Here is a 26193-nt window from a genome sequence, read left to right on the forward strand (position 1 = left end):
AAAATGAAAACCAAAACCAAAACTATCTTAATCATTCTTTTAATCCTTTCAAACGTCGTTTGGGGATCCTTTTACTTTGTTGAAAAGGGTGCGAAGGAAAGTAAACAGATATCGATCTATAGTTTAAATGGCAGCGGTGAAAAGTGGGAAGTAAAGAACTATAAAATCGTCGTTACGCCCAGCATAATCGTACGAGGAACTGCGGAATTAACATTCAAAGGTGATCCCGAAGAAGTGGAGGAAAGCGATTTTTACGAAGTGAAGGTGTATGAAAGAAACCACCGAAATGAAAATGTCGTTGTCTTAGGAAAGAGTGCAAGCTCGTCAGGAGGATATGTTAACCTTTTGGAAAATGTAAAGGATATCGGATCCATTAGCGGGCCTTATTCATACGATGAGACCTTGAGGACGAAGGATGATTATGAGGCGTCCATTCTTGAAATCAATTGGAATGATGGCAAAGGGAATACGTTTCAAGAGCAAATCAATTTAGATATTGTAAATGAAATAACCATAGACCAATAAGGAGAGTATGACTTGAACTATCAAAACATGACCTTATCTCAATTAAAGCAAGACCTCATTTGTGACGCACAGAAAGGGTATCCTATATTTCTTGCAGGAGCGTTGTATTGGCTCGTGATGGGGGTCCTGGGTTTTTACCTGGAGGGTAAAACTTTAGCTCTTTGGTATTTACTTGGAACTAGCAGCATCTTTCCACTAGGAATCTTAATCAGTCGCTTATGTAAAGTGAATTTTCTTTCTAAAAATCCACTAGGCACATTAGGAGGCATTATCGGGGGAATCCAGGCGTTTTATCTGCCCTTATGGATTGTCATCTATATGGAGCACTATGAATGGATTCCAATGGCAATTGGGCTATTGGGTGCATCCCATTTTCTCCCTTATATATGGATCTATGAAAGTAAAACTTATTTATTTTTTTCCATTACCATGGCCTTGATCTCAGTAGTTTTAGGTTATGTTTTTATAGAAACGGCATTTTTACTCTTACCCTTTTCAATGACCCTTGTTTACCTCATCACAGCAGGCAGCTTAAAACGTGAAACGAGAAATCTTTTTAGCAAAAACAGTCCTTAGGGAGGTGAACGATCACCGTGTCTAATCAACCAAACCAAGCGATAATTCTCTTCGATGGGGTTTGCCATTTCTGCAGTGGAGCTGTACAATTCATCATTAACCGGGATCGAAAAGGGTATTTTCGTTTCGCATCGCTGCAATCAACGGTTGCAAAAAGTCTTTTGGCCGACCAACCAGAACTCCAAAACACAGACTCTATTATTTTAATTGAAAACGGACAATACTTCACCATGTCTACGGCTGTACTTCGAATCGCCAAAAATTTGGAAGGACCATGGAAGCTCCTTTTCCCCGCACACATCATCCCTTCAATATTTCGCGATCTACTGTATCGTTATTTTGCCCGTCATCGTTATCGCTGGTTTGGCAAAGCACAAGTCTGTATGATTCCTACCGCTGAGATGAGGGAAAGGTTTTTGGATTTGTGAGGGGGTAAGCACATACTACCAGAGTCAATCCCCGTTCGCTTCGGTCGCAGACCATCCCACAGAAGCTAGATAATCACCCATTCTTAAACTTTTGAATACATTGCTCATGGAGAATTACAATTCGAAGGGGCGATGAAAATGTATTATCAGTATGGACATCCGTATCATGGGTATATGCCTGTTCAAAAAACAGTAGATCAGGGCATAGGTTATTATCCCCAATGCACACAAGCTGCACTTCAACTTATCAGAGAAGCCGTTCAGGGTGAACGGGAAGATGAACTCTTTTATCAATATCTGATATCGGTTGCACCGACCCAAGAGGAGAAAGAGATTATCGCCTCGATCAGGGATGACGAGCGCAAACACAACAGGATGTTTCGAAAAATCTATAAGGATTTAACGGGACAAGAGGTATTTGCCACAAACGAAGAATCATTTGAACGTCCTGCAAGCTATCTTGAAGGGATTAAAAAGGCTTTGTTTGGAGAATTAAAGGCAGTGGAGAAGTATCGGAAAATCAGGCAGTGCTTGCCGCCAGGAATGTATCACGATATGTTGTTTGAGATTATCACCGATGAGCTTAAACATGCCTCGAAATACAATTACCTATTTGCTTTGAATAAATAAATACCTAAACCAATGTCCGTGCATATCATAAAACTAAAAGCATTGGAGAATGGGTGTTATGGGAAATAATAACAATGTCCAGGATGTCGGCAGTGACCTTATTTCAATAGCGGTTTGGGTTACGGTCTTAGCGGATCTCATGGCTGCGATTGGAACTACCATTATTACGGTACCCGAATCAAACACCGCCAATGATGATATGCAAAATCAATTAAATGACATTCAAGAACAACTGAAAAAACAAAAGAAGGAATTCCAAAAACAGCAAATCCAAATTCAGCTTTGGCAAATTCAACAAGAATTGCGGGAACTTGAGCAACAACTAAAGCAAAAATAGAGTATGTGAAAACGGCTTGATGGGAGGGGGTAAAATGTTTTCTGACGATGATGACAACATAGCAATAATTGGCTTGTGGATAATTGCCATTGGTTTCGTAGTTCTTGCTATTGATAAAACCAGTAGATTAAATAACGATCAAAACCAAGAGCAGATCCAACTTCCGCCATCAGATCAGCAAAGCACACCCCAACCTGAGGATGAGCAATTTAAACAGATTCAAATGCAATTGCAACAATTGAAAAATGGGATCAGCGAATTAAAGAAAAATCCTAAGCTTAATAATAAATAATCCCGTCCTTACTCAACCCTTAAGCCAACAAGTTTCCCCAATTCTAAGCACCTTTAATTTTTCTTCCGGCAAATTTAATCTCTTCCATTCATTGTAAAGCCTATGTAATGCCTCCGGCCCGGTGTCATCAGCTAGGCGGTAAGCCCCATAATGCATCGGGACGAAGGTTTTTGCCCCTAATTCCAAGAAGGCTTTAATGGCATCCTCCGGATTTATATGCGAAATATCCATGAACCACTCCGGTTCGTAGGCGCCGACCGGCATAAATACGGTATCAATGTCAAAGCGCAGGCCAATTTCCTGAAACCCGCGAAAATATCCTGTATCACCAACAAAATAAAAGGTCTGCTGTCCAGTTTCAAATACCCACCCACCCCAATGGGAAGTGTTCATGTCAAATAGATTTCTTCTCGTCCAATGCTGGGCGGGTACAAATGAAATGCCAAGAGAATCATATTGTAAGCGATCCCACCAATGGGCTTCAATTACCTTATAGAAACCCTGTTTTTGAAAAAGGGGCTTGAGCCCTACCGGTACATAGAAGGTCGGATCTCCTTTTAGCATCTTTAAACTTGGAAATTCAAGATGATCATAATGGCCATGTGAAATCACCACGATATCGATCTCCGGCAATTCATGGATTTCCAGCCCTGGCTCTGTTAACCTCTTTTGAAATCCCATTCGCTTCCCGAACACAGGGTCCGTCATGATGTTGAGTCCATTCATTTGAAGCAAAAAGGTGGAGTGACCAATCCACGTATAAGAGGTTTTCGTTTTGTTTAAATGTATTTGTTCCTTCATTTTTTTCTCAGTATGCGGGATGGGATTTGATAAATCCTTGGCTTTTTTTCTCCGTTCCCGCATCCATTTAAGAATGTCTAATATGGTTTTGTTATGGTCCACTTGATCTAGGTTACGATATCTTCCCCGCACTCCAATTCCCCCCTAATAAAAACATTCTTGCCTGGGCATCTTTTAATTATAAATTAATAAAGGAATGATGGGTGGTTTAACAACAGGAAAAAGGAGTGAACCATGATTTCCAGGCAAAAAAAGATCGTTCTTCTGCTTTTGTTGATAACCCTAACCTGGGGGATCCATCCTGCTTCGTCAGCCGAAAAAAAAGGACGTTTTTATTATGAATCCCGCGGAGAAATCGTCTGGGAGGTCCCCACTAATCAAAAGGTAATATGTCTCACCTTTGATGATGGCCCTGATCCTAAATATACTCCGGAAATATTAAAATTACTGGGCAAATATCAGGCAAAGGGAACCTTTTTTGTAACGGGAAACAAGGTAGAGCAGCATCCGGAGATTGTTCTCCAACAAGTGTTGGAGGGACATGAAATCGCCAATCACTCCTATAGTCATCGATACATAAGCAAAATGTCATCGAAGGAATTGGAAGAAGAAATATTGAAGACTGAAAACATCATTAAACAAGTGACAGGACAAGTTCCCAAATTATATCGACCGCCGGGTGGTTTTTATAATGAGACAGTAGTAAATGCGGCAAAAGGGAATGGTTATACGGTTGTCTTATGGTCCTGGCGTCATGATACAAAAGATTGGGCAAACCCTGGTGTGGACAAAATCATTAAAAAAGTGGTTAAAAATGCTCAAAATGGGGATATTGTTTTATTCCATGATCATGGGGGAAACCGCAAACAAACCATTAATGCCCTTAAGGAGATTTTGCCACAGCTTCAGAAAAGGGGGTACAGATTTATTACGGTTTCAGATTTGCTGAATATTAAGATGGATAAAATACAACAGCAAAAATAAAGAGATGGGGGGAGCCAATTTGGCTCCTCTAACCATTTAACGTTCTTCTTCATCAGCGGGATCCAAAACATCGGCATTATCCACGGTATCACCGGCTTGATTTCCTAAAGCACCACCTATAACTGCACCAGCTGCCGTACCAATGGGGCCTAACAGCGACCCTACTACAGCCCCCGCAGCCGCACCGCCAACCGTTCCTACAGCTTCTCCTGCATCGATGTCTGCTGCATCGGTCACATCGTTTTCCACTTCGTTATTTCGATTACGTTCCTTGTTTTCTCTCATATCCTCTCACTCCTTTATTTGAATTTGGGAATGCGCAGTCCCGCAAAATAGTTTGTCCGGGAGAGGAGAGAATTATGTGGAACCTAGATTTAAGCGGATATTGACCTGAAAGCGAGAAGTCGGAATTTGTCGAACTTATTACGCCCCATTTAGTCCCTTTGATAGTATGATAGTTTATAAATATTTATAAAAGGTTAAGCAGAGGAGAAATTGAAAGGAAGATCGCCTCCCATGGATATAAGCGTTGTTGTAACATCCATTACGGTTATGGGCCTATTAATGTTAATAGGATCAGTGTTTGCTTATAAGGTACATATTACAGAGGAGACTAAGCAGGTTCTAATTCAAATAATTATTAACATTGGAATACCCTCCATTATTCTAAACGGTGTGTTTAAAACAGAGTCTATGGATCTATTATTGCGACATGTATACATCGTATTTGGGTTGTCCATTGTATTCCATACATTGGCCCTTTTTATATCCTGGATGTTTGCGAAGCTGTTTCGTTTTGAAAGCATATTTGCAAAAAAAATGGCGATTCTTTGTGCTTTTGGAAATACAGGGTTTATTGGAATTCCCATTTGTACAACACTTTTTGGTCCATCAGGAGGACTTTTAGCAGCGATTTTTGATGCGGGGATCGACATCGTGTTTTTTACAATTGTCGTTTTTATGCTTCAGTCTGGAGCCCGATTTGATATACGGCAATTTAAAGCTTTGCTTAACTTACCCGTTTTAGCTATTGTAGTTGGTTTGTCTATTGCCTTTATAGGATATGAACCACCTGCATTTGTAAAGCAACTGGCGGGAATGCTTTCGGGACTTGTTACACCACTGGCGATGCTCTATACGGGGATGTTGCTTCCACCGCTTTTTCGGCAACAAAAAATGTTTTTTTATCCGCAAATAGGGTTCCCCTTAGCCATGCGGTTATTAATCATTCCCATTCTGACCATGTTTGCCCTGTCTTTAACACCGATTGATCCGCTGATTAAAAACTTAATCACGATTCTATCGGCAATGCCAACGTTAATGATGGCTGCTATTTTATTTTCACGATATACCAGTGGGGATGAGGATAAGGCCGTGCTGACAACGGTGTACTCGACTGTATTGTCTTTGTTGACTTTGCCATTTATATCCTTCTTGGTTGTCTGGTGGGGAATGGTATAGCTTTGCCAGTAAGTTTTTTTGAAGATTTCATTATTGAATTAAATCATATTTTCATAAATGAAGATCAGGCCCTTGATGGGCTTTTTATTTTTTCTAATAAAAAATGGGGTGATATCGTCTAATACCGCAAAAAATGCCGAATAATAAAACCAGATGTTTTTAATTACAGTTAATTTTAGGGCGTGGACGAATTTGAAAGGAGGGGGTGAATTTTGAAAAATAATTCGTCATTTGAAGATGTCAATGAATTGCGAAGAGATTTTTTGGATGCATATCTTGAATATTGGTATGAACACGCTTTCCTGACTTGGCAGTGGTGGGTATTGCTCATACTTACACTATTATTCTGGATATTATGGTACAAATTTGTTGATAAAAAACGAATTCATTTAGTTTTAAACTTTGGTTTAATTATTGGAATCATTGCTTTCATTTTTGATATGGTTGGCATCAATCATATGGCTTGGGGTTATCCTATTCGATTATACTGGGCCTTCATTCCACCTCTATTACCTTTCGACTTAACATACATCCCAGTTAGTTTTATGTTGATTTACCAAAAATATGGACACAGTTGGAGAAAATTTATGATCGGTTCTTTGTTGGTATCTGGTGTATTTTCATTTGTAGCAGAACCAATTCTCACTTGGATGGGAATTTATCAAATGTATAATTGGAGACACATCTATTCATTTCCCATTTATACATTCATTGCTTGTGTAGTAAAGATCGTGGTTGATACTCTAAACAAAACGCAAAATAAAAACCAATAAATTAAAAAAATTTAATTACTAAGCTATTCAATAGTCCAGTAAAAAACAAAAAAGGCTTCTTTCCCATGTTTGTTGGAAAAAGCCCTTTTATCCTTTTCATACTCGGCCAAAGCCTTCTTGAACACTTCTAATGTTATCCCATAATTGTAATTCTAGTAACTTAATTGTAAACACGTAATTTCCCCTGTTATAATGAATAATGATCTCGTCGAGCTATGATAGATATACTAGTAAGGAGAGATGATTATGAAAACAGTTATAGAACAGCTTATGAAATTTGGAGTGAATACCGATATAGCAAGCTATATTGCACATTTTATGACGATTATTTTTATAATCGGGCTTAGCATATTGGCCAATTTCATTACAAAAAAAGTAGTGATTAAAATACTAACCCATTATATCAACAATAACAGCTTTAAATGGGACAATATTATTTTGGAAAAAAAGGTTTTTCATAAGCTTTCACATGTGGTTCCTGCCATCATCATCTATTACTTTTCTTCCGTCTTTCCAGATTATCAACATATCATTGAAAAGGGAGCCAGTACCTATATCATTATCGTAGGGTTAATGGTTGTTGACAGCTTATTAAACGCAATGAATGATATTTACCGGACTTACGAGATATCCAAGGTTAAACCTATAAGAGGATACATCCAGGTCGTTAAAATCTTTGTTTTCGTTATTGGTGGGATCGTAGTCATTGCGAACCTGATGGGAGAAAGCCCTTTTATCCTATTAAGTGGTATTGGTGCGCTTTCCGCGGTTCTCATGCTGGTCTTTAAAGATTCTTTATTAGGACTTGTGGCAGGCGTTCAATTGACTTCCAATGATATGGTGCGGGTTGGTGATTGGATTGAGATGCCTAAATATGGCGCGGATGGGGATGTTATTGATATTTCTTTAAACACCGTAAAGGTTCAAAATTGGGATATGACGATCACAACGATACCAAGTTATGCACTCATATCCGATTCATTCAAAAACTGGAGAGGGATGCAAAACTCCGGTGGGCGACGGATCAAACGATCCATCTATATTGATACAAGCAGCATTGTTTTTTGCACGGAGGAAATGCTTGAGAGTTTTAAAACTATCCATTACCTATCAGACTATATCATCGAAAAAGAGGATGAAATAAAAGCTTACAATCTCGAAAATAACATAGATAAATCCAATAAAGTAAATGGTCGAGAACTTACGAATATTGGAGTTTTTAGGATCTATATCCAGAACTATCTTAAAAATCACCCGGGAATCAATCAGAATATGCTCATGCTTGTTAGGCAGCTAGCACCTGGAGAAAACGGTCTTCCTATAGAGATCTATACATTTACCAACGATGTGAGGTGGGGAGTTTACGAATCCATACAAGCGGATCTATTCGACCATATTTTAGCAGTGGCGCCTGCGTTTGGACTAAGACTATTCCAAAATCCTACGGGGTCTGATTTTAGGTCATTCCAGAACCAACCGGGATCTGATATGAGGGAGCTGGGTGACAGGAGCAGATCTAGAAAAATCCGATAGCCTTGTTTTTCTCTGTAAGGTTTTCGAATCTAGTTTATTCATTTCCTTTATTCATTCGTATAAAGAGCCCCAGAAACGGGGAAATATAAATGAATATCATACAAATGGAGGGAAATGAATGGAACGTGAATGGACGACTGGACAAGAGGCGGAGGAAAAAGGGAGCTACCAAAACCGCTGGGGTAAAAAAGTGGACCTTGCGGCTGGAGATACTTTTCCGGCTTGCCCATCAACAGGAAAAGACACTAGTTGGAAATTGATTAAAGCATAAGGTGCATTGAACAAGGATAGCGAAACACGATCGCACTTGCTAATCCATAGTGGCTAGTTTTATAGTTGAAAAATGCCGAATGATAATTACCAAAACCCCTGATTTTCACAGAGAATTAGGGGTTTTTCATACCCCATTACGGAAGTATTGAAAAGATGAAGTGATATAGAAAAGCATCTGCTGAAAACGGCAGATGCTCTTCTTTTTTTGACAAATCATATCAAAATTAGATTAATTTTATAAATAATCGATATTGTTAAGAACGTTATTAAACTAATACAATAAAAACAAGAATAATTCCGTTGTTATATTGGAAAAATGCATTAATTCGAATGGATAAATAATGCAAAACGAGAGGTGAAAGTATGCAACATAATAAACTACCGATGAAACAGGGACTTTACGATCCCTCTTTTGAACATGATGCCTGTGGTATTGGATTTATTGCTAATTTAAAAGAAGGAGCTTCACATAAACCCGTACAGCAAGGAATCTCCATGCTTTGTCGGTTGGAACACCGAGGAGCTCAAGCGGGGGATTCAGGATCCGGTGATGGAGCAGGTATTTTAACACAGATTCCGCATTCATTTTTTCAAATAGATTGTTCGCATTTTGGCATGAAGGAACCAGGAAGCTATGGTGTGGGGATGGTATTTTTGCCCCAAAATGAAAAAACAAGTGCTCAATGTGAAGAAGTATTGAATCAAGTAATAAAAGAGGAAGGTCAAGAGCTCCTAGGCTGGCGTACCGTTCCTGTTAACGATTCTTGCCTAGGGGAAACAGCGAAGTTAAGTCAGCCTTTCATCCGCCAAGTGTTTATCGGAAAGGGCAAGGGAATTGAAGACGAAGAAACCTTTGAAAGAAAGCTTTATATCATTCGAAAGCGAACAGAGAAAAGGATTCAAGAAAGTGGGCTGGCTAAAGATGAAACCTTTTATGTTGCCAGTCTATCAGCAAGAACGATTGTCTATAAGGGGATGCTGACCCCAGATCAATTAGGGAAATTTTATCTGGATTTGCAAAATGAAGCCTATCAATCCTCCTTTGCTCTAGTTCATTCCCGCTACAGTACGAATACATTTCCTAGTTGGGAAAGAGCCCATCCGAACCGGATGTTGATTCATAACGGAGAGATCAATACGGTGAATGGGAATATCAATTGGATGCGCGCACGGGAACAAAGGATGGAATCATCTTTATTTGGTCAAAAGTTAAAAGATATCATGCCGATTATTGATGAAAATGGAAGTGATTCATCTTCTTTTGATAACTGCCTGGAATTGTTAGTCCGAGCAGGCCGATCTTTGCCCCACGCAGCCATGATGATGGTTCCCGAACCATGGGAAAAAGATGATTCCATGGATGATTCTTTAAAAGCTTTTTACGAATTTCACAGTCATTTAATGGAACCCTGGGACGGACCGGCGGCATTTGCTTTTACAGATGGCCTTCAAATTGGAGCAATGCAGGATCGTAATGGCCTTCGACCAGCCCGTTATTATGTAACTGTTGATGGAACCATAATTTTTGCATCGGAAGTCGGTGTCATCGATATTGAGCCCGATCAGATCCTCGAAAAAGGAAGATTAAGTCCGGGGAAAATGCTTCTTGTTGATTTACAGGAAGGGCGCATCATCCCAGATGAAGAAGTTAAGGGGAAGATATCGCAGGAAAACCCATACCGACATTGGTTGTATGAAAATTCAGTTTCTATAAAGGAATTAAAATCTCCCCAAGAGGAAGAAACAAGCGAAGATTTACCATTATTTAAATACCAGCAAGCATTTGGATATACGGTAGAAGAATTAAAGAAGGTTCTTGGAGCAATGGCTGAAGGGGGAAAAGAGCCTATAAGTTCAATGGGAAGTGATACGCCTTTAGCAGTCCTTTCCAATCAATCACAGCTCTTATACAACTATTTTAAACAGCTATTTGCACAAGTGACAAATCCACCGATTGATGCGATCCGTGAACAATTTGTTACATCAACGAAAACCTATCTTGGAGCCGAGCGTAATCTATTGGATGCAAAGGCTGAAAGCTGCAGTCGGATAAAACTAGAAACTCCCATTCTTTTAAATCAGCAATTGGCTAAGATTCGTAAAAACGAATCTGCAAAAACAATGACTTTTCCAATTCTATTCGTAGCTAAGAATGGGGAGGAAGAACTGAAACTGGCATTGGATCAGTTATTTAAGAAAGTAGATGAAGCCATCGAGCAAGGTGTTTCCCTTATTATCTTGTCTGATCAAGGGATAAATCGTCAATTTGCCCCTATTCCCGCTTTACTAGCGGTCAGTGGACTTCACCATCATTTAATCCGTCAAGGGACCAGAACGAAAGTAAGTCTGATTGTTGAAACGGGTGAAGCGCGCGATGTTCATCACTTATCTATGCTTGTCGGCTACGGTGCAGATGCAATCAATCCGTATCTTGCCCAGGTTAGCCTTGAACAGATGGTTGAAAGTGGAGAATTTGGCGAACAAAATGATGCATTTGATGCTGTGCGAAAATACGTAAATGCTGCGACAAATGGCATGGTCAAAATTCTTTCAAAAATGGGGATTTCTACCATTCAAAGTTATCGGGGCGCCCAAATTTTTGAAGCCATTGGGATTGATCAAACAGTCATTGATCAGTATTTTACAGGAACAGCTTCAGCCATAGGCGGGATTAAGTTAGAGACGATTGCAGAAGAAACATTAATGAGGCATCAATTGGCATTTGCTGAGGAAGAGGGGCCTCTTGATGCAGGAAGTGAATTTCAATATCGGAAAAATGGAGAAACTCATGCCATGAACCCTGAAGTCATCCGTATGCTGAAAGTGGCTTGCCAAACGAATGATTATGGGTTGTATAAAAAATATGCAGAAAAAGCAAATGAGGGTCAGCTTCATTTCATTCGAGATCTATTTAAATTTAATAACACAACCACAAATTCAAGCATTTCAATAGATGAAGTCGAATCTGTTGATTCCATTGTTCGCCGGTTTAAAACGGGGGCCATGTCCTATGGATCTTTAAGTCAGGAAGCTCATGAAACCTTAGCAATTGCTATGAATCGTCTGGGTGGAAAAAGTAACTCTGGGGAAGGCGGAGAACATCCGGATCGCTATAGCCCGGATGCAAACGGGGATTCCAGGCGCAGTAAAATCAAACAAGTAGCTTCCGGACGATTTGGTGTAACCAGTGATTATTTAGTGAACGCGGATGAAATTCAAATCAAAATGGCGCAAGGAGCTAAGCCGGGTGAAGGCGGACAGCTTCCAGGGAATAAAGTTTATCCATGGATTGCGGAAGTCCGGGGTTCAACTCCAGGTGTCGGTTTAATTTCACCACCGCCGCATCATGATATTTATTCGATTGAGGATTTGGCTCAATTAATTCACGATTTAAAAAATGCAAATCCGAAAGCTCGGATTAGTGTCAAGCTTGTTTCCAAGGCAGGGGTAGGAACGATTGCAACAGGAGTTGCCAAAGGTCTAGCAGACGTTATCCTGATAAGTGGTTATGATGGCGGAACAGGTGCGGCACCAAGATCAAGCATTAAACATGCTGGAACGCCATGGGAAATTGGTTTATCAGAAGCCCATCAAACCCTTGTGTTAAATGGATTGAGGGATCGGGTGGTACTAGAAGCCGATGGGAAATTGATGACCGGACGAGATATCGTCATGGCGACGTTACTCGGAGCCGAAGAATATGGATTTGCCACAACAGCCTTAGTGGTTTTGGGATGTGTGCATGTTCGGCAGTGTCATCTCAATACATGTCCTGTTGGGATTGCAACGCAGGATCCGGAATTGCGCAAGAAGTTTAGTGGAAAACCGGAGGACATAGAAGCATTTATGCGATTTATCGCGGAAGATGTACGTGAAATCATGGCCCAATTAGGGTTCCGTACAATAAATGAAATGGTCGGACGGACAGATTTACTGATCCAGAGTGATGAAGCAAAGTCTCATTGGAAAGCGAAAGATCTGGATTTATCAAAAATTCTTTACCAACCAACAGTTTCTTCCGAAACCGGTTTATACCATCAGAAGCAACAAAACCATGGACTTGAAAGCTCGCTTGATTATAAAAGTATATTAGAAGTTTGTAGACCAGCACTGGAAAGCCAGAAAAAAGTAAGTGCAAGTTTCCCTATTCAAAATGTCAACCGAACGGTTGGAACCATTTTAGGAAGTGAGATTTCTAAAAAATATGGTGGAAAAGGGCTGCCGGAGAATACGATCCATCTTCAATTTACGGGTTCAGCAGGGCAAAGCTTTGGATCTTTCTTGCCACATGGGGTAACACTTTCTCTCGAAGGGGATGTAAACGACTATATTGGTAAGGGATTGTCCGGAGGAAAAATCATCGTTTCTCCAGCTAAAAATTCTCTTTTTGTTCCTGAAGAAAACACGATTATAGGCAATGTTGCCTTTTATGGGGCTACTTCCGGAGAAGCTTATATTCGCGGACTTGCGGGTGAACGTTTCTGTGTGAGAAACAGTGGGGTTCAAGCAGTTGTGGAAGGGATCGGTGACCATGGCTGTGAGTATATGACAGGCGGATGTGTGGTTGTACTCGGTTCTGTGGGCAAAAATTTTGCGGCTGGGATGTCGGGCGGAATAGCTTACGTATTTGCGGATGATCAAGAAGATTTCCGGAAGCAGTGCAATATAGAATTAATCGACTTGGATCCTTTGGAAGAAGAGGAAGACAAAGCAAAACTTAGACAGCTTGTTCAAAATCATTATGAATATACAGGAAGTACCCGTGCAGCTTATATGCTGAATCATTGGAAGGAAAACCTACCAAAATGGGTAAAAGTCATTCCGAAAGAATATAAGCGAATCATGCAGCTCAATCTAGTAGATGCTTTATAGAACGATTGAAATAAAAGTTTAAGAGAGAGGTCAAACATGGAAAAAATCGAATTTATCCAACAGTTGTTTGCCGATCGGATCGGTGGCGCAGAATTTGGTCTTCGAGACGAAATATTTAAGTTCGAAAAAATTAAAAGGGCTAAAAGGGCAGCGGCAAAGGCAAATCCAAATGTCAAATTGATCGACTTAGGGGTTGGGGAACCCGATGCTATGGCCGATGAAAGAGTAGTAAAAAAATTGGCAGAGGAAGCCGGAAAAAAGGAAAACCGTTTTTACTCCGATAACGGTATCGCGGAATTTAATGAGGCTTCAGTTAGTTATATGAAAGAAGTTTTTGGTGTAGACGGTCTAAATCCGGAAACGGAAGTAAATCATGTGATTGGTTCAAAACCAGCCTTGGCTATGCTTCCAGCAGCCTTCATCAATCCGGGCGATATCACCTTGATGCCTGCGCCTTGCTACCCTGTTTTAGGTACCCATACCAAATACTATGGTGGTGAAGTAGTGAGTCTCCCTCTTCTGGAAGAAAATCAATTTCTCCCAGATCTTGATTCTATATCGGAAGATGTTCTTAAGAAAGCAAAGCTTCTCTATTTAAATTATCCCAATAACCCGATTGGGGCAGTGGCGAATGTAGCTTTCTTTGAAAAGGTAGTCAAGTTTGCAAAAAAGCATCAGATCATTGTTGTTCATGATGCTGCCTACGCTGCCTTAGTCTTTGATGGTGAAAAACCCCTTAGTTTTCTATCCATTCCAGGGGCCAAAGATGTAGGGGTGGAGATTCAATCCCTCTCCAAATCTTTCAACATGACAGGATGGAGGATTGGGTTTATTGCAGGAAATGAAAAGATCGTCAAAGCCTTTGCAACGATTAAGGATAATAATGATTCAGGGCAGTTTATAGCGATTCAAAAAGCTGCTGCTTATGCACTAGCACATCCAGAAATAACGGAAGAAACGGCTGAAAAATATTCACGGCGCCACGAAATGCTGGCACAGATCTTATCTGAATGCGGTTTTGATGCTGTAAAACCAAAAGGGTCCTTTTTCTTATATACTAAGGCACCGGTTGGAGTTGAAAATGGTCCTGCTTTTCAATCAGCAGAGGAGTTTAGCCAATTCTTAATTCTAGAACATTTAATATCCACTGTTCCATGGGATGATGTCGGTCACTATGTACGATTTTCTGTTACCTTTGAGGCGGATGGGATAGAGGAAGAAAAACAAGTTTTGGATGAGGTAAAAACCAGACTGAGCAAGACAAAATTTATTTTTAAATAAGAGCCTTATTCTAGCTCACACTTTTTAAAAAAAGGAGATTGGATTCGATGCAGTTTACAAAAATGCATGGTCTAGGCAATAACTATGTTTTTTTTAACCTATTGGAATCACAGATGGACAATGTAGATTTTGAAGAACTCTCGAGACAAATATCCAATGTAAACCATGGAATTGGCTCGGATGGGATTATCCTCATTGCACCTTCAGATCATGCAAATTTCAAAATGCGAATATTCAATGCAGATGGTTCAGAAGGAAAGACATGTGGCAATGGTTTACGATGTGTTGCCAAGTATGTTTACGATAATATGTATGCTGATACAACCACTTTTGAGATTGAGACTTTGGCTGGCGTTGTAACCGTTAAAGTTGAGGAAAATGGCACATATGAAAAAAGTTTTGTGAACGTGGATATGGGTGAACCTGGCCTATTAAAGGGGATGGTGCCGATGAAGGGGGAACCAGACTCTACTACAAGGAATGAGCCTTTTAGAATTAACGGTGCAGAATATGATTTAACATGTGTTTCAATGGGAAATCCCCATGCGATTATGTTTGTCGATGATGTTCGTGAAGTGCCTTTAGAGAAAATAGGTCCAGTGATTGAACATTCGGATCTATTTCCTGAAAGGGTTAATTTCGGAATTGTTGATGTCATCAACCGTCAAGAGATTAATTACCGTGTATGGGAGAGGGGGTCTGGGATCACTATGGCGTGCGGTTCTGGAGCATGTGCTGCTGTAGTGGCCGCCACGTTAAACAATAAGATTGATAAATATAAACCTATCACTGTTCATCTTCCCGGAGGAGATTTGTTAGTCAGATGGGGAGAAGACAACCATGTTTGGAAAAGGGGTGAGGCTGTTTATATTTGTCACGGGGAGTTAATTTAAATAAGTGAAGCAATCGTAGGTTGAGTACTTAAAAAATAATTGGAGGGAAATCAAATGAAAGTATCTTATACAAAAGAACAAATTGTAGAAATGGTTAAAGAACAAAATGTACGATTTATCCGCTTGCAATTCACAGATTTATTTGGAACGATTAAGAATGTTGAAATCCCAGTTAGCCAATTGGATAAAGCACTAAGCAACAAAATGATGTTTGACGGTTCATCCATTGAGGGGTTCGTTCGTATTGAGGAATCAGACATGTACCTTTTCCCTGATTTAGATACCTTTGTTATCTTCCCTTGGACAGCAGAAAAAGGGAAAGTTGCCCGTTTGATTTGTGATATCCATTATCCGGATGGAAGTCCGTTTGAAGGGGATCCGCGCAACAACTTGAAGAGAGTATTAAATGAAATGAAGGAACTTGGGTTTACAGATTTTAATGTGGGGCCTGAACCTGAATTCTTCCTTTTTAAGTTGAATGCGGAAGGTAAGCCTAGCCTTGAATTAAATGACCAAGGCGGATATTTTGATCTTGCTCCAACCGATCTGGGTGAAAACTGCCGCCGGGATATTGTATTAGAGCTTGAAGAGATGGGCTTTGATATCGAAGCGTCGCACCATGAGGTGGCACCAGGGCAGCATGAAATTGATTTTAAGTATCAAAATGCTCTGAAAGCATGTGATGATATTCAAACGTTTAAACTGGTTGTTAAAACGGTTGCCCGCAAACATGGATTGCATGCTACATTCATGGCGAAACCATTGTTTGGAATTAATGGATCTGGCATGCACTGTAACTTATCCCTGTTTAAAGATGAGGTAAATGCTTTCTTTGATGAAGAAGGTGAACTTCAGCTTAGTGATACAGCTAGACATTTTATCGCTGGAATTATGGCCCATGTACCTAATTTTACGGCAGTCACCAATCCAACGGTGAATTCGTACAAACGGTTAGTACCAGGTTATGAGGCACCTTGTTATGTGGCTTGGTCTGCAAGAAACAGAAGCCCGCTGATTCGAATCCCGGCATCACGCGGACTAAGTACTCGTGTTGAGGTTCGCAGTGTAGATCCGTCAGCCAACCCTTATTTAGCGATGGCCGTTCAACTTGCTGCAGGCTTAGACGGAGTGAAAAAGAAATTAACCCCACCGGCACCGGTCGACCGTAATATTTATGTAATGACAAGACAAGAACGAATAGAAAATGGGATCATTGACTTACCTGCTACACTAGCAGATGCTCTGAAGAACTTACAAGAAGATGAGGTCATCAAAGCGGCTTTAGGTAGTCATATTTTAGAACATTTTGTGGAAGCAAAAGAAATTGAATGGGATATGTTCCGTACGACCGTACACCCTTGGGAACGAGAACAGTATATGTCGCAATACTAATAGAAACGTAGATTTCTGGGAGGACGCTCATGTATTTACACGGAAACAGTAGAATTAACGAAAAAGGCCATCTTGAAATAGGTGGTTGTGATACCGCAGATTTAGCTAACAAATTTGGTACTCCATTATTTGTTTACGATGAAAATCTAATTAGGGAAAAATCCAGAGCATATAAGAAAGCCTTTGAAAAATCAGGTTTCTCCTATCAGGTTGCCTATGCAAGTAAGGCTTTTATGTCACTTGCGATGTGCAGATTAGCTGCTGAAGAGGGATTATCTCTAGACGTTGTTTCCGGCGGGGAACTTTATACGGCACTAAAAGCGGATTTTCCTGCAGAGAGAATCCATTTTCACGGGAACAACAAAACGATTGAAGAAATGGAAATGGCTTTGGATGCCGGGATTGGCTGCTTTGTAGTAGACAATTTTCACGAGCTTGAGGTGTTGCACGCTTTAGGGCAAGAGCGCGGTATGAAAGTGAATATCCTATTACGATTGACTCCTGGTGTTTCAGCACATACGCACGAATACATTTCAACAGGTCAGGAAGATTCGAAATTTGGTTTCAGTATTCATAATGGGCAAGCTCTCGAAGCCATCAAGCAAGCGTTGAAAATGGAATTTTATAACGTGTTAGGGATTCACTCCCACATTGGATCGCAAATCTTTGAGACTGTTGGTTTTGTCGAAGCTGTTCGGAAGTTATCAGACTTTTTACTCCACCTTCGCGATGAGACTGGCTATGAGATTAAAGTACTCAATCTAGGCGGAGGTTTTGGAATCCGCTACACAGAAGAAGATACACCGTTAACGGCTGATCAATACATCCTTCCAGTGACAGATGAAGTGAAGAAGCAGTTCGAGACTGCAGGCTATGCTCTTCCGGAAATCTGGATTGAACCGGGACGTAGCATTGTTGGGGATGCCGGAACAACTTTGTATAAGATTGGGTCAGTAAAGACCATTCCTGGCATTCGCAAATACGTAGCCGTTGATGGAGGAATGACCGATAATATTCGTCCTGCCCTTTATCAATCACGCTATGAAGCGATGTTGGCAAATCGTGCAAAGGATGAAGCTGAAGAAGTGGTTTCCATCGCCGGGAAGTGCTGTGAATCAGGAGATATGCTCATCTGGGATATTAAGTTGCCGACAGTTTCCCCAGGGGATCTATTGGCCGTTTCCTGTACAGGAGCTTACGGTTATGCCATGGCAAACAACTATAACCGAATCGCTAGACCAGCTGTTGTGTTTGTTAAAGATGGGCAAGCAGAGGTTGTTATCGCCAGGGAAACCATGGATGACCTTGTAAAACTAGATCGCATACCGACAAATATGTTGGCGTCGAATTAAAATGGGGCTGTTGCAAAACGAACGAACTAGTTCGTAAGCAACAGCCCTTTTCTAGGCACACCCCCACCCAAAGTCCCATATGCTATCTATAATAAAATGGATAGGGAGTTAGTGAATGATGCGGAGAGCGATTTACCTTTTTCCAGCTTCTGTGCGAACGACATCGGGTGTTAAGTGGGGGTATATCAATAATCAAGGGCGATTTTTTATCCCTCCACAGTTTGATGGAGCCGAGAACTTTCAGCCGAACGGCCTTGCCGTAGTGCAAGTAAACAATCGAAGCGGTCTCATGAATGTGTTTGGTCAATGGGTTGTGCGGCCGAAGTATGAGATGATTAGTTCTTTTTCTGAAGGGCGGGCCCAAGTTATTGACCAGGGAAAGTTCAAGGTTATAGATGAGCGGGGAAATGAGATTACAACGAAGTCCTATGAGTATATTGGTTCTTATACGGAGGGCAGGGCACAAGCTGCAGATACGCGGGAAGGAAAATATCTTTATGGATATTTAGATCTCCAAGGAAGGGAGATTATTCCTGTACAGTATGAATCGGCGACAGACTTCACTAGTGGAAGAGCAACCGTTCAAAAACCGGACGAAGAATATGTGCTGATCGATTCAATGGGTAAGATTCTTCAAACCTATAAATATCCTTTTGTCGGTAGTTTGGGTGACGGACTGTTACCTTTTAAACAAACAAGTGATGGAAAGTACGGGTATATTGATCAAACAGGCACCGTAGTGATCTCCCCACAATATACGTGGGCACAGCCTTTTCAACATGGCAGGGCGATTGTGAACATATCTAATGATTACAAAAACAAATACGGTCTAATCGATAAAAATGGGAATTATCTCATCGAGCCGAAGTACAATGACATTCTTTTTGTTTCATCAGACCGTGTAGCTGTGGGGAAGCCAAAGGATGAAGAAAGGCCCTATATGGGGTCCAACTATTCGCTGGCAGATACAGCTGGACACTTTCTTACTGGATTTGTCTTCCGAGAGATTTCCGAGTACGTCCATGAGTATGCATCGGCAAATACCGATCAAAATACATTTTTTATCAATCGAACAGGACAGGTGGCACGGAAATTACCTATCCTTCCTGGGAGTGGGACGCTAGCATTTGTTGGTGATTTAATTCGGGCAGATGTGGATCAACGAGTATCTTACTATAACTATGCAGGTCAATTGGTGTGGAGACAAAATAGCGTGGTTCAGATCCATCAGGGTCTGCTTGTTAGAGAAGGGAAGTATAAGCCGAACAAAGATTATCTTGTCTATTATCCACAAATAGAAGGAATGCAAAGCAGGTCGGCGCAGGCTAAAGTGAATCAAAGATTAAAAGAACTCTCCCAGGTCGTGCCAATCACTCCGAATACACAACTTGATTATAGTTATACGGGAGATTTCTCGATTTTCTTTTCTAAGAAAAATCTGCTTGAGTTCGAGTTGGATGGGTACCATTTTCCGTTTGGTGCAGCACATGGGATGCCCTCAAGAGTTTTTGCTCCTGTCGATTTAGTTACAGGAGAAGTTTATCAATTACGGGATTTATTTATTCCCGGAAGCGATTACGTTAAAGTGATTAGTGATATCATTGCCAACCAAATCAAGAACGATCCACAATATTCCTATGTATTTCCTAATACCTACAAGGGAATTAAGGTCGATCAGCCCTTCTATGTGAAGGATGAAGCCCTCTACATCTATTTTCTTCCCTACGAAATTGCTCCCTTCGCAGCAGGATTTCCAACCTTCAAGATACCCTTCAAGGAAATAGGGAGTATGATAGATATGAACGGTGCATTTTGGCGGTCTTTTCATTGAAGGGTTTTAGCGAACCGAGGATCCGTTATTTTTCGGGAATTAACGGATCTACGGTCCACCAAGGTAGGCAACCGTATACTGCCATCAACTACCGATCCCCAGCTGCCAAGGATTTCTCGAGTTGGTTAATCAACTGCTTAAAAATTTCGTCAAAAATTTTGATCTCCTCAACAGATATATTATCAATATGGATCCCCGCGCTTACTGTAACGACACAATCTAGTACCGAAGCGAGATGCCTTGCAGCATAGCGTGCCAGCTCGTCCTCTTTATGATCCATTAGGCAAATCACGCTTGTCGTGGCACATCGCTTTTTTCCGTTGGTGATCACAATTCCCGGCTCAGCGATCGCCACCGCGCCAATGTGATAGCTTTCACCGCCACCGATGGTGATATTGATGTCTTTTCCACAGAACACGGCGGTCGCTTCCACGATGTATTTACCGCTTCCTACACTTGCTGTCATGCTTTTCATTCAAGATCAGCGCCTTTCCATGCCATGAATTTTTTGTGATCTAAGCCAAATTGCATCAGGATTTTCCCGATAATATGGTTGATTTGATCTTCCAACGTCTGCGGTGTATTGTAGAAGGTCAATACGGGGGGACAATCGTACAACCGAGATCGGAAACTTCCTTTAGATTTTTAATGTGAACTTTACCAAAGGGAATTTCGCGGGGGACCAATACCACCCGGCGATTTTCTTTGAGACAGACGTCCACTGCCCGAAGCAATAGGTTGTCAGCATATCCTGTTGCAATTCCGGACAAGGTTTTCATGCTGCATGGAATGACGATCATTCCATCTGTCTTAAATGAACCGCTAGCAATTGTTGCAGCCATATTCTTATTATTGTGCACAAAATCCGCCAATGCTTCAACTTCTGATAGTTTTAAATTGGTTTCCAGTTCGAAGGTGCGCTCAGCCCCTTGGGATATGACCAAATTTGTTTCACATTCAGGATAGTTCTTTAGAGCTTTTAACAAATAGTATCCAATTCAAACGTATTTTAACATATTAACAGTGGTAATATTCAGATAATATTTGGTGGCTTGTGATGTTAGTCACGGCAATAGAGAAGATCTAGTTATACTATTTGCGTAGAAATATCATTCTTTCTCGATATTTGAAAGCAGGTGTTATTTTGGAGCATGTAAAGGAGCTTTTAATTAATGTTTTATTCCTAATATTTCCCCTCTTTATTTATAAAGTATTTTGGGTGGATCAGGGAAAACTAGAGTCACAATGGAATAAAATGGTAGTTACGTTCATCGCCATGATCGCAGCATTTCTCTGTATGAGTTATCCGGTTGAGTTTTTTCCAGGATTCTTTTTTGATTTAAGGCAGATATCTTTGATTTTGGCTGCACTATATGGAGGGCACTGGGTCAGCGCTTGGCTGTATATTGGTGTTTTCACTTACCGTTTCCTGCTAGGTGGGGACGGGGTCTATATTAGCTTTATCACCGTTACTTTAATCTTCTTGATCCTTCCGTTTCTATCTCCTTGGTACACGAAGCTTACTATTGCACAAAAGCTGTTTACGGCAGTAAGCTTTTCGGTTATTTTCTCTTCCCTGACTGCAAGTCTCTCCGAAATGTTTACCGCCACATACATAAATGAAATGATCTTCCAATTTGTTTTTGTGCAGGCTCTAGGGATCTTGTTGATTACCTATTTTATTGAATTCATGCGGAAGCGAGTAAAGGTGAGAGAAAAAAATTAAGGCTATCCCAAAAATGGAACAGGTTCTGCCTAAAGGAGTAAATTTTATATATGGAATACGAGCCATTCTATTGTTTATTTAGATAAAACAAACAATTTATAAAACAAACTTTGCAAAAAATGTCGAATGAAATTTGTAGAAATATCTAATATATTAGCATAGAATAACATTTGTGTTTTTAAATAGTCAAAAAAAGCGGAGCTGAGAAACCAAAATGTACCACTGTCTGGCCTGTAATGAGATACATCATCATGATGAGTCAGCAGAGAAAATTTTTAATTCAGGATACACACTTGTACATGATACTAAAGTGCCTTTGGGAGTATGTAAAAAGTTGAATGATCTTAAAAGAGTTGCTTTTGCACCTCATTTTCTGAAATAGAACGTGATCATTTTATTATTGTTATTCCATTATCCCCATATGTAATAGATCAGAATAAAAAATTTGCCCAGTAATTGGAAGACGATGATCCTTCTGATAGAGGGAAACCGCAATTTCAGTTAAACGATCAAATTTCCCATGACAAATTCCTTTATAATACCCGGCAGCTTGTAAACGATTCTGAACGATTTGAACCAGGCTGCCTTTTGAACCTAAGACTAAAATACGGTAAGTCAAATCCTTATGGCCTGTTAACGGGCCATCAATCGTAACCTTTGTTCCTACATTAACAAGACCATAAAGTTCTTCAATGTGTTTATTCTTCATTCGTATACAACCATGGCTAACATAATTTCCAACTAAACCGGGTTTATTCGTTCCATGAATTCCATAGGTTCCCCAAGGAACATTAATTTCTATCCACCTAGTACCAAAGCCCTTTCCCCAATTTTTGGATTTTTCGATAACTGTGAACTGTCCAATGGGAGTAGGGGTATCCTTTGCCCCTGGGCCAACCGGATAAGTCTTTATAACCGTTCCATCATCAACGAGTTGTAGGGTTCGATGCCAAAGATTAATCATAATTTCTTTTTCTGCATAACTGTATTTCGGTGAAATTCCAAGGAAAATGGCACAAACACAACAAATGAATAGACCCTTCATGTTCTCACCTGTCACCTCTTATCTGATCAGAAGATTGAATATAACGTAAACATGCCCAAGCACTTACAAGATTTTATTCCTACCATGATTATTTTGTACAGAATGATTCGGTCTAATCTAAGACTTATTTAATTTGAAGGTCCGTTCCTATAAGCTCATTCATAAATATAAATTTTCTCCTTACTACGGTTATAATACCGCCACCAACAATTCTTAATTCCTTCACTTTACTCTCGCGGATCTATAGGCTAATAATTAGAAAAAAGGGGGTGGAATGAGTGATTCAGAAAGAAAAAGAATTTTATACTTTGGATTCTTCCGCTGTCCTTACCAATCTTCATACCACTGAAACAGGGCTAACAGAGGGGGAAGTGCAAAAACGGATTCAGCTGTACGGCCCGAACCAGATGGTCGAGGAGAAAAAACAGACTCTACTCCAGAAGTTCATAGAACAATTTAAGAATCTCATGATCATCATTCTGCTGATTGCAGCTGTGATCTCAGGATTAACCCATAGTATAACCGATTCGCTAATCATCTTAGTTGTTGTATTGTTAAATGCGATTCTGGGGGTTGTTCAAGAGAATCGGGCCGAAAAAGCGCTTGAGGCTCTAAAACAGATGTCTTCCCCACATGCCAAAGTACGCAGAAATGGAAATGTGCAGCAAGTGGAATCATCATCACTTGTACCTGGTGATATAGTATGGCTTGATGCAGGGGACCTCGTTCCGGCCGACCTGAGACTTCTTGAATGTTCCAGTTTAAAAGTGGAGGAGGCAGCCTTAACCGGGGAGTCTCTCCCCGTAGAGAAGACCACGAACCGATTAGATCAGTCTAATTTGGTGATTGGAGATCGCAGAAATATGGTGTTTGCTGGTAGTAGTGTTTCTTATGGAAGAGGGTTGGGAGTGGTAACGGCTACTGGGATGAACACGGAGGTTGGAAAAATTGCCGAGCACCTCTCAAGCAGCCAGAATCAACTGACACCTCTGCAAATAAAACTTGCTGAACTAAGTAAATATCTTACCATAGCTGTTCTGGTTATCTCTCTCATTATTTTTGTAGCGGGGATCTATCAAGGAAGAGATTATTTGGACATGCTTCTAACTTCCATTAGTTTGGCTGTTGCCGCCATTCCCGAAGGATTGCCGGCTGTAATTACGATTGTCCTGGCCTTGGGTGTACAGAAGATGGCTAGCAAGAATGCTATTATTCGCAAGTTATCCGCTGTAGAAACGTTAGGGAGTACAGAAATTATCTGTTCCGATAAAACGGGGACTTTGACACAAAACCGTATGACGGTTCAAGAAGTTTTCATTGATGGTTCAATTGAAAAAAGAGAGCAGTATGATCCAAAGGTTGGCAGCAGCAAAAAGCTGTTTGTGAACGCTCTGATCTTGTGTAATGACTCTAAACGAAGCAAATCAGAAGATCAGTCTGTTTCCTTCATTGGGGATCCAACTGAAACAGCCCTAACGATGTTTGCGTTAGATCGCGGGATGGATATAGAGGAAATCCAAACGAAACTTCCACGAATGAATGAGATTCCATTTGACTCTGAGCGGAAATTAATGACAACGGTCCATCATGGTTCAGATGGATACCTGATCATGACAAAAGGGGCTCCTGATATGCTTCTCGCCAGATGCACCCATCAATTGATCGGCGAAGAAGTGGAACCACTCAGTGATACGAGGGCAGAGAAGATTCGTTCCGCAAACAAACAAATGGCCGATCAGGCATTACGGGTTCTTGCCGTGGCTTATCGAAGGATGGATACCCTGCCAGATATCTTAACTTCAGAAGAGGTCGAGAATCAGTTGATTTTTGTCGGATTGGTTGGGATGATTGATCCACCGAGGGATGAGGCCAAGAAAGCGGTTGAAAAATGTATTGGGGCAGGGATTCGGACGATTATGATTACCGGGGATCACAAAGATACAGCCCTTGCCATTGCCAAGCAGCTTCATATTTACCAAGAGGGAGACATCGCGGTTACAGGAAGCGAACTAGATCAGATGAGTGAACAGGAGCTGGAGACACAAATCGAAAGCTGTTCGGTTTATGCCCGTGTATCTCCAGAACATAAGGTTCGCATCGTCAAGGCATGGAAAAAGCGTGGGAAAGTAATCGCGATGACAGGGGATGGGGTCAATGATGCCCCTGCTCTGAAAGCCTCAGATATTGGAATCGGAATGGGAATAACCGGCACAGATGTGGCGAAGGGTGCATCAAATATGGTTTTGGCAGATGATAATTTCGCTACCATTGTGGTTGCCGTGGAAGAGGGGCGGAAGATCTATCGAAATATCCAAAAGTCGATCCAATTTCTTCTCTCGTCGAATCTGGGAGAGATCATTACTCTTTTTGTGGGAACCATGCTAAGTTGGACGGTGCTCTTTCCGATTCATATCTTGTGGATTAACCTAGTGACAGATACGCTGCCGGCACTTGCCTTAGGTCTAGAAAAAGAAGAAAAAGGCATTATGAAGCAAAAACCGCGGAAAGCGAATAGCAGCTTTTTCTCGGATGGGGTAGGGGGCAGTATTATCTATCAAGGAATCTTGCAGGGATTGCTTACGCTAATTTCCTATTCCCTTGGATTACGCTATTATTCAACGGAAGTTGCTGTAACCATGGCCTTTGCGACGCTTGGATTTATTCAATTATGTCATTCGTTGAATATCCGCTCGAATCGTCAATCTCTTTTTTCCATCGGTTTCTTTAAGAACAAATTATTAATTGGGGCAATCTGCATCTCGGCCTTTTTGCAAAGCATCGTGATCTTGCTTCCGGGGCTTAACCCAATCTTTAAGGTAAGTCCACTAAACTTACAGCAATGGGGAATCGTCTTGTTTATTTCCTTCTCGATTATTCCAATTGTCGAGGTTATCAAACTAGCTTCTAGAAAACTCTCGTATCGCAAATAAATTATTTTAAGGAGCTTCCAATCTTTAACATACTGATGTATACTAAAGACACAATCTAATAGCAATAACTAGGGGAGTCCAAAGAGTTGGGCTGAGAAAAAAACGCGATGAGGTTTTTTGACCCTTTGGACCTGATCTGGATCATGCCAGCGTAGGGAAGTTAGAATTCTTGAATGTATGTATAGACATCTATATGCATATCAAACTGGGTCCATTTTTATAAATGGACCCAGTTTTTTTATTGCTTTCTTCGTTAGG

Annotated in this window: 24 protein-coding genes and 1 riboswitch; of the genes, 19 read left to right on the top strand and 5 right to left on the bottom strand. The window is 40.8% G+C overall.

Annotated features, from left to right (window positions below; translation table 11 throughout):
* Window positions 1-3: 3 nt before the first annotated feature.
* From J2Z37_RS00435 to J2Z37_RS00460, 6 genes are all read left to right on the top strand, one after another.
* On the top strand, window positions 4-525 hold the full coding sequence (locus tag J2Z37_RS00435; protein WP_209807819.1) for a hypothetical protein: 522 nt from the start codon (window positions 4-6) through the stop codon (window positions 523-525).
* Between the two features lie 12 nt (window positions 526-537).
* The gene (locus J2Z37_RS00440; protein ID WP_209807821.1) at window positions 538-1101 is read left to right on the top strand and encodes a DUF7010 family protein; all 564 of its coding nucleotides are present in this window, start codon (window positions 538-540) and stop codon (window positions 1099-1101) included.
* Window positions 1102-1118: 17 nt separating this feature from the next.
* On the top strand, window positions 1119-1529 hold the full coding sequence (locus J2Z37_RS00445) for a thiol-disulfide oxidoreductase DCC family protein (protein WP_209807822.1): 411 nt from the start codon (window positions 1119-1121) through the stop codon (window positions 1527-1529).
* 138 nt (window positions 1530-1667) lie between these two features.
* Window positions 1668-2159 (top strand): ferritin family protein, encoded by a 492-nt coding sequence (locus J2Z37_RS00450; RefSeq protein ID WP_209807824.1) that lies wholly within the window; start codon window positions 1668-1670, stop codon window positions 2157-2159.
* Between the two features lie 58 nt (window positions 2160-2217).
* A complete protein-coding gene (locus tag J2Z37_RS00455; protein ID WP_209807826.1) occupies window positions 2218-2496 on the top strand; it encodes a hypothetical protein in 279 nt (92 codons plus the stop codon).
* Window positions 2497-2530: 34 nt separating this feature from the next.
* The gene (locus tag J2Z37_RS00460) at window positions 2531-2788 is read left to right on the top strand and encodes a hypothetical protein (RefSeq protein WP_209807828.1); all 258 of its coding nucleotides are present in this window, start codon (window positions 2531-2533) and stop codon (window positions 2786-2788) included.
* A gap of 12 nt (window positions 2789-2800) precedes the next feature.
* On the opposite strand, the gene J2Z37_RS00465 is transcribed toward J2Z37_RS00460, so the two are convergent.
* Complete coding sequence (locus J2Z37_RS00465) at window positions 2801-3721, bottom strand: MBL fold metallo-hydrolase (protein ID WP_209807830.1); 921 nt, start codon at window positions 3719-3721, stop codon at window positions 2801-2803.
* A 102-nt stretch (window positions 3722-3823) separates the two neighbouring features.
* Between J2Z37_RS00465 and J2Z37_RS00470 the strand changes: the two genes are divergently transcribed.
* On the top strand, window positions 3824-4573 hold the full coding sequence (locus J2Z37_RS00470; protein WP_209807832.1) for a polysaccharide deacetylase family protein: 750 nt from the start codon (window positions 3824-3826) through the stop codon (window positions 4571-4573).
* Window positions 4574-4609: 36 nt separating this feature from the next.
* Here the strand turns inward: J2Z37_RS00470 and J2Z37_RS00475 are convergent, their stop codons facing one another.
* Window positions 4610-4858 carry a DUF6861 domain-containing protein gene (locus J2Z37_RS00475; RefSeq protein ID WP_209807834.1) on the bottom strand — a complete coding sequence of 83 codons (249 nt, stop codon included), beginning with the start codon at window positions 4856-4858 and terminating at the stop codon, window positions 4610-4612.
* Between the two features lie 231 nt (window positions 4859-5089).
* Here J2Z37_RS00475 and J2Z37_RS00480 point away from each other — a divergent pair, with 231 nt between their 5' ends.
* The 10 genes from J2Z37_RS00480 (at window position 5090) to J2Z37_RS00525 (ending at window position 20234) form a co-directional block, all read left to right on the top strand.
* Window positions 5090-6034, top strand: coding sequence for an AEC family transporter (locus tag J2Z37_RS00480; RefSeq protein WP_209807836.1), 945 nt, complete (start codon window positions 5090-5092; stop codon window positions 6032-6034).
* Window positions 6035-6246: 212 nt separating this feature from the next.
* Complete coding sequence (locus J2Z37_RS00485; RefSeq protein ID WP_209807838.1) at window positions 6247-6807, top strand: CBO0543 family protein; 561 nt, start codon at window positions 6247-6249, stop codon at window positions 6805-6807.
* A 246-nt stretch (window positions 6808-7053) separates the two neighbouring features.
* Window positions 7054-8340, top strand: coding sequence for a mechanosensitive ion channel family protein (locus J2Z37_RS00490; RefSeq protein WP_209807840.1), 1287 nt, complete (start codon window positions 7054-7056; stop codon window positions 8338-8340).
* 118 nt (window positions 8341-8458) lie between these two features.
* Window positions 8459-8611: a YjzC family protein gene (locus tag J2Z37_RS00495; RefSeq protein WP_209807841.1), complete on the top strand. Its 153-nt coding sequence runs from the start codon at window positions 8459-8461 to the stop codon at window positions 8609-8611.
* A gap of 365 nt (window positions 8612-8976) precedes the next feature.
* On the top strand, window positions 8977-13485 hold the full coding sequence (gene gltB, locus J2Z37_RS00500; RefSeq protein WP_209807843.1) for a glutamate synthase large subunit: 4509 nt from the start codon (window positions 8977-8979) through the stop codon (window positions 13483-13485).
* Between the two features lie 36 nt (window positions 13486-13521).
* Window positions 13522-14766, top strand: a complete 1245-nt coding sequence (locus tag J2Z37_RS00505; RefSeq protein WP_209807845.1) for an LL-diaminopimelate aminotransferase — start codon at window positions 13522-13524, stop codon at window positions 14764-14766.
* Window positions 14767-14804: 38 nt separating this feature from the next.
* Window positions 14805-15659 (top strand): diaminopimelate epimerase, encoded by an 855-nt coding sequence (dapF, locus tag J2Z37_RS00510; protein ID WP_425340297.1) that lies wholly within the window; start codon window positions 14805-14807, stop codon window positions 15657-15659.
* A 54-nt stretch (window positions 15660-15713) separates the two neighbouring features.
* Window positions 15714-17051: a type I glutamate--ammonia ligase gene (gene glnA, locus J2Z37_RS00515; RefSeq protein ID WP_209807854.1), complete on the top strand. Its 1338-nt coding sequence runs from the start codon at window positions 15714-15716 to the stop codon at window positions 17049-17051.
* Window positions 17052-17080: 29 nt separating this feature from the next.
* Window positions 17081-18403 carry a diaminopimelate decarboxylase gene (gene lysA, locus J2Z37_RS00520; RefSeq protein WP_209807856.1) on the top strand — a complete coding sequence of 441 codons (1323 nt, stop codon included), beginning with the start codon at window positions 17081-17083 and terminating at the stop codon, window positions 18401-18403.
* Window positions 18404-18521: 118 nt separating this feature from the next.
* Window positions 18522-20234, top strand: a complete 1713-nt coding sequence (locus J2Z37_RS00525; RefSeq protein ID WP_245203467.1) for a WG repeat-containing protein — start codon at window positions 18522-18524, stop codon at window positions 20232-20234.
* Window positions 20235-20322: 88 nt separating this feature from the next.
* Here the strand turns inward: J2Z37_RS00525 and lpdD are convergent, their stop codons facing one another.
* On the bottom strand, window positions 20323-20709 hold the full coding sequence (gene lpdD / locus J2Z37_RS00530; RefSeq protein ID WP_209807860.1) for a prenylated flavin chaperone LpdD: 387 nt from the start codon (window positions 20707-20709) through the stop codon (window positions 20323-20325).
* Between the two features lie 118 nt (window positions 20710-20827).
* Window positions 20828-21220 carry a UbiX family flavin prenyltransferase gene (locus tag J2Z37_RS00535; RefSeq protein ID WP_209807867.1) on the bottom strand — a complete coding sequence of 131 codons (393 nt, stop codon included), beginning with the start codon at window positions 21218-21220 and terminating at the stop codon, window positions 20828-20830.
* Between the two features lie 233 nt (window positions 21221-21453).
* Between J2Z37_RS00535 and J2Z37_RS00540 the strand changes: the two genes are divergently transcribed.
* Window positions 21454-21960 carry a LytS/YhcK type 5TM receptor domain-containing protein gene (locus J2Z37_RS00540; protein WP_209807869.1) on the top strand — a complete coding sequence of 169 codons (507 nt, stop codon included), beginning with the start codon at window positions 21454-21456 and terminating at the stop codon, window positions 21958-21960.
* 403 nt (window positions 21961-22363) lie between these two features.
* Here the strand turns inward: J2Z37_RS00540 and J2Z37_RS00550 are convergent, their stop codons facing one another.
* A complete protein-coding gene (locus J2Z37_RS00550; RefSeq protein ID WP_209807876.1) occupies window positions 22364-23005 on the bottom strand; it encodes a L,D-transpeptidase family protein in 642 nt (213 codons plus the stop codon).
* 278 nt (window positions 23006-23283) lie between these two features.
* Here J2Z37_RS00550 and J2Z37_RS00555 point away from each other — a divergent pair, with 278 nt between their 5' ends.
* The gene (locus J2Z37_RS00555; RefSeq protein WP_342453756.1) at window positions 23284-25935 is read left to right on the top strand and encodes a calcium-translocating P-type ATPase, SERCA-type; all 2652 of its coding nucleotides are present in this window, start codon (window positions 23284-23286) and stop codon (window positions 25933-25935) included.
* A gap of 60 nt (window positions 25936-25995) precedes the next feature.
* A riboswitch (TPP riboswitch) is annotated at window positions 25996-26110 on the top strand.
* Window positions 26111-26193: the final 83 nt, after the last annotated feature.

Source organism: Ammoniphilus resinae (assembly GCF_017873965.1).
Taxonomy (GTDB): Bacteria; Bacillota; Bacilli; order Aneurinibacillales; family RAOX-1; genus Ammoniphilus_A; species Ammoniphilus_A resinae.